Origin of the sequence: Helicobacter sp. UBA3407 (assembly GCF_949747025.1) — a bacterium.
Lineage (GTDB): Bacteria > Campylobacterota > Campylobacteria > Campylobacterales > Helicobacteraceae > Helicobacter_D > Helicobacter_D ganmani.
Map to the genome: position 1 here is coordinate 1 of NZ_CATKCB010000152.1, position 6,033 is coordinate 6,033.

Below are 6,033 nucleotides of genomic sequence, written 5' to 3' on the forward strand. Positions count from 1 at the left end.
CGAAAGAAAAGCTCTTTACACCTAAGACGAATATCCAATATGGCACGACTTACTCAAACATACTCTTTACACGTTATCTTACAGGGATTGCCAATTCCTTATCCCACGAATATTGTGTGATTGCTGCGTATAATGCAGGAAGTGGTAATGCGCTTAATGTGTTTGATAAGAATTGCACAAAAGTGGTGCAAAAAATTAATTCTACGACTTCTACTGAAGTTTATCGCAAACTCCGCACTTCTTTGTATCCCAAAGAGGTGCGTAGCTGTTTGCATACGGTAATGAATAGCAAAAAGAAATTCCAAACGAGTGGCACGCTTGATGGGGGACTTAAAAATGCGCAATCCGATAATATTAATAAGGTAATACAAAATATTGCTACATTAGAAACAATGCAAAAAAGAGTCGTGAGTTTTTAATGAATAGGATTCTTTGTGTATTTTTTGGATTATTGTTTGCAGCCTTGCTTAGCTTCGTGTTTGGTGGCTGTTTAATGGGTTATAGGGATTTAATCTATAACCCACAGATTTTAACAGAGGGAATCTCTAAAGAGCAAGTGATAAAAAAAGCCGTCAATTACGCACTTAATCCAAAACAGATTGAAAGTGATATTAAAAATTTACAAGCAAATTTTAAAAAAATTGTTACAACTTTGACGCAAAATGCTTCTAAAAAATGGGGAGAAAATAACACTCCTACTGCTTCACAAGAAGTGTATGTAAAATATACAGATTCCTATCTCTCCCGTGCGCAAGTAGATTTTAGCAAAGGTATCATTTCTGTAGCAACTCTAGATACAGAGAATCCCAAAGCAAGCCTCAAAAGAGCCATTGTAACGACATTGCTAACGCCAGAAGACCCAGAGGAAGTAGATTTATACTCTGATAAGGAAATTACTTTTAACAGCAAGCCTTATTTGGCAGATTTGGTAAAAGACAATGAGGGCAAAGCAGTGCTTTATTCTTGGCGCGCGAATCAGTATGCAGATTATTTAATAGAAAACAAATTACAAACTACAGAAATTACAGAAAATGGCACAAAGAAAAAGGTTTATTATGTGCAGTTTGAAATGGTAGAGGATTACGAGGTTCAAAGTGAGCATAAATATGGCGAATATGTTGCACTTTTTGCTAAAGAATACAAGCTAGAGCAAGCATTGATTTTTGCAATTATCAAAACGGAATCTAGTTTCAATCCTTATGCGGTAAGTCATATTCCAGCTTATGGGCTAATGCAAGTTGTGCCAGCAAGTGCAGGGAGAGATGTTTATAAGATGTTAAATAACAGAGATGGGATTCCAACAAAGGAAATGCTCTTTACACCTAAGACAAACATTCAATACGGCTCTACTTATCTCAATATTTTATTTACTCGCTATATCAAAGGAGTGAAAAATTCTTTATCCCACGAATATTGTGTGATTGCTGCGTATAATACAGGAAGCGGCAATGTGCTAAGTGTTTTTGACAAAGACCGCACAAAAGCGGTGCAAAAAATTAATTCTATGACTTCTGCTGAAGTTTATCGCAAACTCCGCACCTCTTTGAAATATGAAGAAGCGAGGAATTATTTGCATAAAGTTACCAATGCTAAAAAAGAATTTCAAATACAACAAAGTCATATGCAAAATGCGGAATCTCCAATTAATTCCATAGCAAGTTTAAGTCTAAAATAATCCAATGGAAGTGTATGAGCTTGTTCAAGCCCCAAGACCTTGTAGTTATCTGCCCAACTTGGAGGCATCTTTTCGTTATTTTTATATCAAAAATTGCACAGTTTATCTTTATTGCGCATTATTAGAGCGAGGTTGGAGAAGATTTGGAAATTATTTTTTTGTGCCAACTTGTAAAACGTGTGATGCTTGCATTTCTATTCGTCAAGATTGCGCGAATTTCGTGTTTTCTAAATCACACAAGCGCACATTAAAAGCTCCGCTTACCCTGCGAGTTTCTCGTCCAAGAGTAAGCGATGAACATTTGAATCTTTATGACAAATATCATCAAAAAATGCACGAGAAAAAGGGTTGGGATTATCAAGGAATCACATTAGATGCGTATTATGATACCTTTGTGAGAGGATTCTTGGAATTTGGTTATGAATTTGACTATTATGTGGAAGATAAATTAGTGGGCGTGGCGTATGTGGATATTTTGCCCGCTGTAATTTCAGCAGTTTATTGTTATTATGACCACGATTTTGAGCATTTTTCTATCGGCACTTATTCCATTCTTAAACAGATAGAAGTTGCAAAAAGGTATAATATCAAATACCTTTATCCGGGCTATTGGATACAAAATCATCATTCTATGGGTTATAAAGAACGTTTTAAGCCCTTTGAGATTCTTTGTAATCGTCCAGATTTGAATGAAAATCCCCTTTGGGTTAAGGAGTAATTTTGCATTATACAAATATTCTTTCTTGGTGTTTTGAAAAATTTGCGCATTTTGAATTTCCTCCAAAAATTCAGCAATGGATTCATTATACATATATCAAAATTTTTCAAGTGAATTTAGAGGAATTTGACACTTTGGCAAATTATCCTACACTTAATGCGCTTTTTACGCGTTCTCTTGTTAAAATGCGTAAGTTTGACCAAACTACCTTTCATCTGATTGCTCCTTGTGATTCTATTGTTATGGAGTTTGGTCAATGTCAAGAGGATTATGCAATGCAAATCAAAGGTAGAAATTATCATGTGAGTGATTTTGTCAAGACAAAGCTAGGAGAGGATTATTGTTTTGTCAATTTCTACCTTTCTCCAAGTGATTATCATAGATTCCACGCTCCTTTGAATCTAAAAGTCAAACATTTAGAATTTATTGATGGAAGATTGCATAGTGTTTGTGAAAAATCTCTTTTAAGACACAAAGATGTCTTTATCCAAAATAAACGCGTTGTGTTGGAATGTGAAGATGAGTTTGGAGAGCCATTTTATTTTGTTGCGATTGGTGCATTAAATGTAGGAAAAATTCAAATCAATTTCGCCCCAGAAGTCGTTCAATTTAAAACTTCTCAAATTTTGGAATTTAAGACGCCTATAATGCTGAAAAAAGGAGAGGAAATCGGAAGCTTTTTAATGGGTTCTACGATTGTTCTTTTGAGTAAAAATTGGCAATATGATTTAAGGATTAAAGAAAAAGTTTATTTTGGGCAATGTATTGCCAAGCACAAAACAAAAAATTCAAAAGAATCAAAGGAATGAAAATGAAACAAACGATTAGAAAATTATTAAATGAATTGGACGCACTGCTAGTTGCACATTTTTACCAACGCGATGAGATTGTGGAGATTGCAGATTTAAGTGGCGATAGTTTGGAGCTAGCACGCAAAGCAAGTCAAAGTGAAAAATCAAAAATTATTTTTTGTGGAGTTGGCTTTATGGGGCAGAGCGTAAAGATTCTAGCCCCACAAAAACGGGTTTTTATGCCAAAAATTGCCTGTTGTTCTATGGCGAGAATGATAGATGGTAGTTATTTTGATAAGTCTATCACTCTTTTAAAAAGTTATGGAATCGCAGAGATTTTTCCTGTTACTTATATTAACTCTAATGCAGAGGTAAAAGCCAAAGTTGCAGAGTTAGGAGGTGTGGTTTGCACAAGTTCTAATGCAGCAAAGATTTTGGATTTTGCCCTAAAACAAAACAAAAAAATATTCTTTTTGCCTGATAGATGTTTAGGGCAGAATCTTGCAATTCAAAATGGACTTAAAAGTGCGGTTTTGGGCGTGGATTCTATGGAAAAAATCAAAGAAGCAGAAATCATTTGCTATGATGGATTTTGTTCTGTACATCAGCTTTTTACGCCACAAGATATTGAGTTTTTTAGGGAGAAATTTCCAAACATTTTGATTGTTGTCCATCCAGAATGTCAGCCAGAGGTTGTTAAAATGGCGGATTTTGTTGGCTCTACAAGTCAAATTATAAAATTTGTGCAAAGCCTAGAAGAATCCCAAAAAGTAGCAGTTGGCACAGAATTTAATCTTGTCCATCGCCTAAGAAAACCCAAAAAAGGACAAGAACAAAACACATTCGTGTTAAGCTCTACAAAACCAGAATGTCCCACGATGAATGAAACCACTTTAAAAGATGTTTTACAATGCTTAGAAGCAATCAAGCAAGGTAAATCTTATAATGAGATTCTGTTAGAATTAGAAATTGCGAATCGTGCAAAAAAAGCATTAGATAAAATGCTACAATTATCTTAAAAAAGGAGCAAACAATGCATAAAATATTGTTAGATGATTTTTTAAAAGAAGTTCTAAAAGAGGACATTGGGCGCGGTGATTTATACACTAGAATGCGAAACAATACACAAGTAGAAGCTTATATACTTGCCAAAGAAGATGGTGTGTTATCGGGAAGAATGTATATTGAGCGACTTTGCGAATTGTTAAATCTCAAATGTGAATTTATTTTTGATGACGGAATGGTTTTTAAAAGAGGTGAAAGGATTGTTTCTTTTGAGGGTAATATGAGCGAGTTGCTAAGTGCGGAGCGCACAATTTTGAATTTATTAGAGCATTCTAGTGGAATTGCAACATTAACACATAAATATGTGCAAAAGCTAGAAGGTACGAGTTGTATGCTGCTAGATACAAGGAAAACGCGCCCTTTGCTAAGGGATTTTGAGAAATATTCTACGCGTAATGGGGGGGCGGTGAATCATCGCTTGGGTTTAGATGATTGTTTAATGTTAAAAGATACACATTTGACACGCATTCTATCGCTAAAGAAATTCATTGATGATATTCGTTGCAAGACTCCAATTGTCTCTAAGATTGAGGTAGAATGTGAGAATGTTTTACAAGCCAAAGAGGCATTAGAAGCAGAAGTAGATATTTTAATGTGTGATAATATGGATATACAAATGATTCACGAAGTAGTCAAAATGCGTAATGAAATTGCTCCAAGTGTCTTGCTAGAAGCAAGCGGAAACATTACTTTAAGAAATATTAGAGAGTATGCTCAAAGTGGTGTAGATGCTGTATCTGTTGGCGCGATTACACATCAAGCAGTTTGGGTGGATTTGAGTATGAAAATAGACTAATGCGTGATAGAGAAAAGGTTTTTATTCACACATTAAAACAAAGTGGGGCGACTTTTGGAATCGGAGATGATGGGGTGTCTGTTGGGACATATCTCATCGCAAATGACGCATTCTTTGAGGATATTCACTTTAAAAGAGCTTGGGCAAGTTTAGAGGATTTGGTAGAAAAATGTTTTTTAGTAAATCTGTCCGATATTTATGCAATGAATGCGACTCCAAGTTTTTTACTCTTAACGCTTAGTGTGCCTGATAATTTTAAAGAAGTTTCAAAGTTGGCGCAAATCATAGGGGATTGCGCAAAAAAATATCGTATTAAAATCATCGGTGGCGATACGCTTGTAGGCGAAAAATTGCACTTTTCTTTAACGCTTTTGGGTCAAAAAAGACAGAGAACTTTGTTTAGAAAAGGAATCAAGCAAGGCAATATTTTGGGATATATCACCCCAAAAGGCGCGTTAAATCACGCTAAAATGCAATCTTTTGGGCAGAATCTTAAAATTTTAAAAAATTCCTTGCGATTCTGTCGCGATAAAAAAATCTCCAAATATTCACGCTTTGCTAAGCCGCTTTTATACCCTAAAATGTTGTTTGAGCTAAACAATATTGCAAAAGCGGGTATGGATATTTCCGATGGAATCTCGCTAGAATTGTCGCGTCTAAGTCAAGTGAATCGTTTGGGGTTTAAGATTTTAAAACAAAAGGGAGATTGGCTTTATTCTCCTGAAGAATATCAAATGCTTTATGCCATAGAGAGACGAAATCTCAAAAAAATGCAAAAAAAAGCTTGGAAGTTTCGCCATCAATTTGTGCCTTTTGCTGTTGCGATTCGTGGTAAATATATCGCCAAAAAGCAAAATTGGCACGAGTAGATTGCGGGGATTCTACTAAGGAATCGTGGCAATCCATAACGCCTTGTGCATATCTTACCAAAAATGGTGGTATCCACCTCTATTATAGCAGTTGCGATAGTTTTTGTTGCCTGCTTGAC

Annotated in this window: 7 protein-coding genes; all 7 read left to right on the forward strand. The window is 35.4% G+C overall.

Annotated elements, in window-relative coordinates:
* Positions 1-419: transglycosylase SLT domain-containing protein (locus tag Q1553_RS05505; protein ID WP_300842800.1), on the forward strand; the 419-nt coding region annotated here is incomplete at its 5' end.
* A complete protein-coding gene (locus tag Q1553_RS05510) occupies positions 419-1,675 on the forward strand; it encodes a murein transglycosylase domain-containing protein (protein WP_297571579.1) in 1,257 nt (418 codons plus the stop codon). The genes Q1553_RS05505 and Q1553_RS05510, both read left to right, overlap by 1 nt.
* Before the next feature lie 4 nt (positions 1,676-1,679).
* Entirely contained in the window at positions 1,680-2,393 is a 714-nt protein-coding gene (locus Q1553_RS05515) for an arginyltransferase (protein ID WP_297571578.1), read from the forward strand.
* Positions 2,394-2,395: 2 nt separating this feature from the next.
* Positions 2,396-3,202 (forward strand): phosphatidylserine decarboxylase, encoded by an 807-nt coding sequence (locus Q1553_RS05520; protein ID WP_115552055.1) that lies wholly within the window; start codon positions 2,396-2,398, stop codon positions 3,200-3,202.
* Between the two features lie 2 nt (positions 3,203-3,204).
* The gene (nadA, locus tag Q1553_RS05525; RefSeq protein WP_300669378.1) at positions 3,205-4,203 is read left to right on the forward strand and encodes a quinolinate synthase NadA; all 999 of its coding nucleotides are present in this window, start codon (positions 3,205-3,207) and stop codon (positions 4,201-4,203) included.
* A 14-nt stretch (positions 4,204-4,217) separates the two neighbouring features.
* Positions 4,218-5,045 (forward strand): carboxylating nicotinate-nucleotide diphosphorylase, encoded by an 828-nt coding sequence (nadC, locus tag Q1553_RS05530; protein WP_115552053.1) that lies wholly within the window; start codon positions 4,218-4,220, stop codon positions 5,043-5,045.
* Positions 5,015-5,914, forward strand: coding sequence for a thiamine-phosphate kinase (locus Q1553_RS05535; RefSeq protein WP_297579459.1), 900 nt, complete (start codon positions 5,015-5,017; stop codon positions 5,912-5,914). Before nadC ends, Q1553_RS05535 begins: the two co-directional genes overlap by 31 nt.
* Positions 5,915-6,033: the final 119 nt, after the last annotated feature.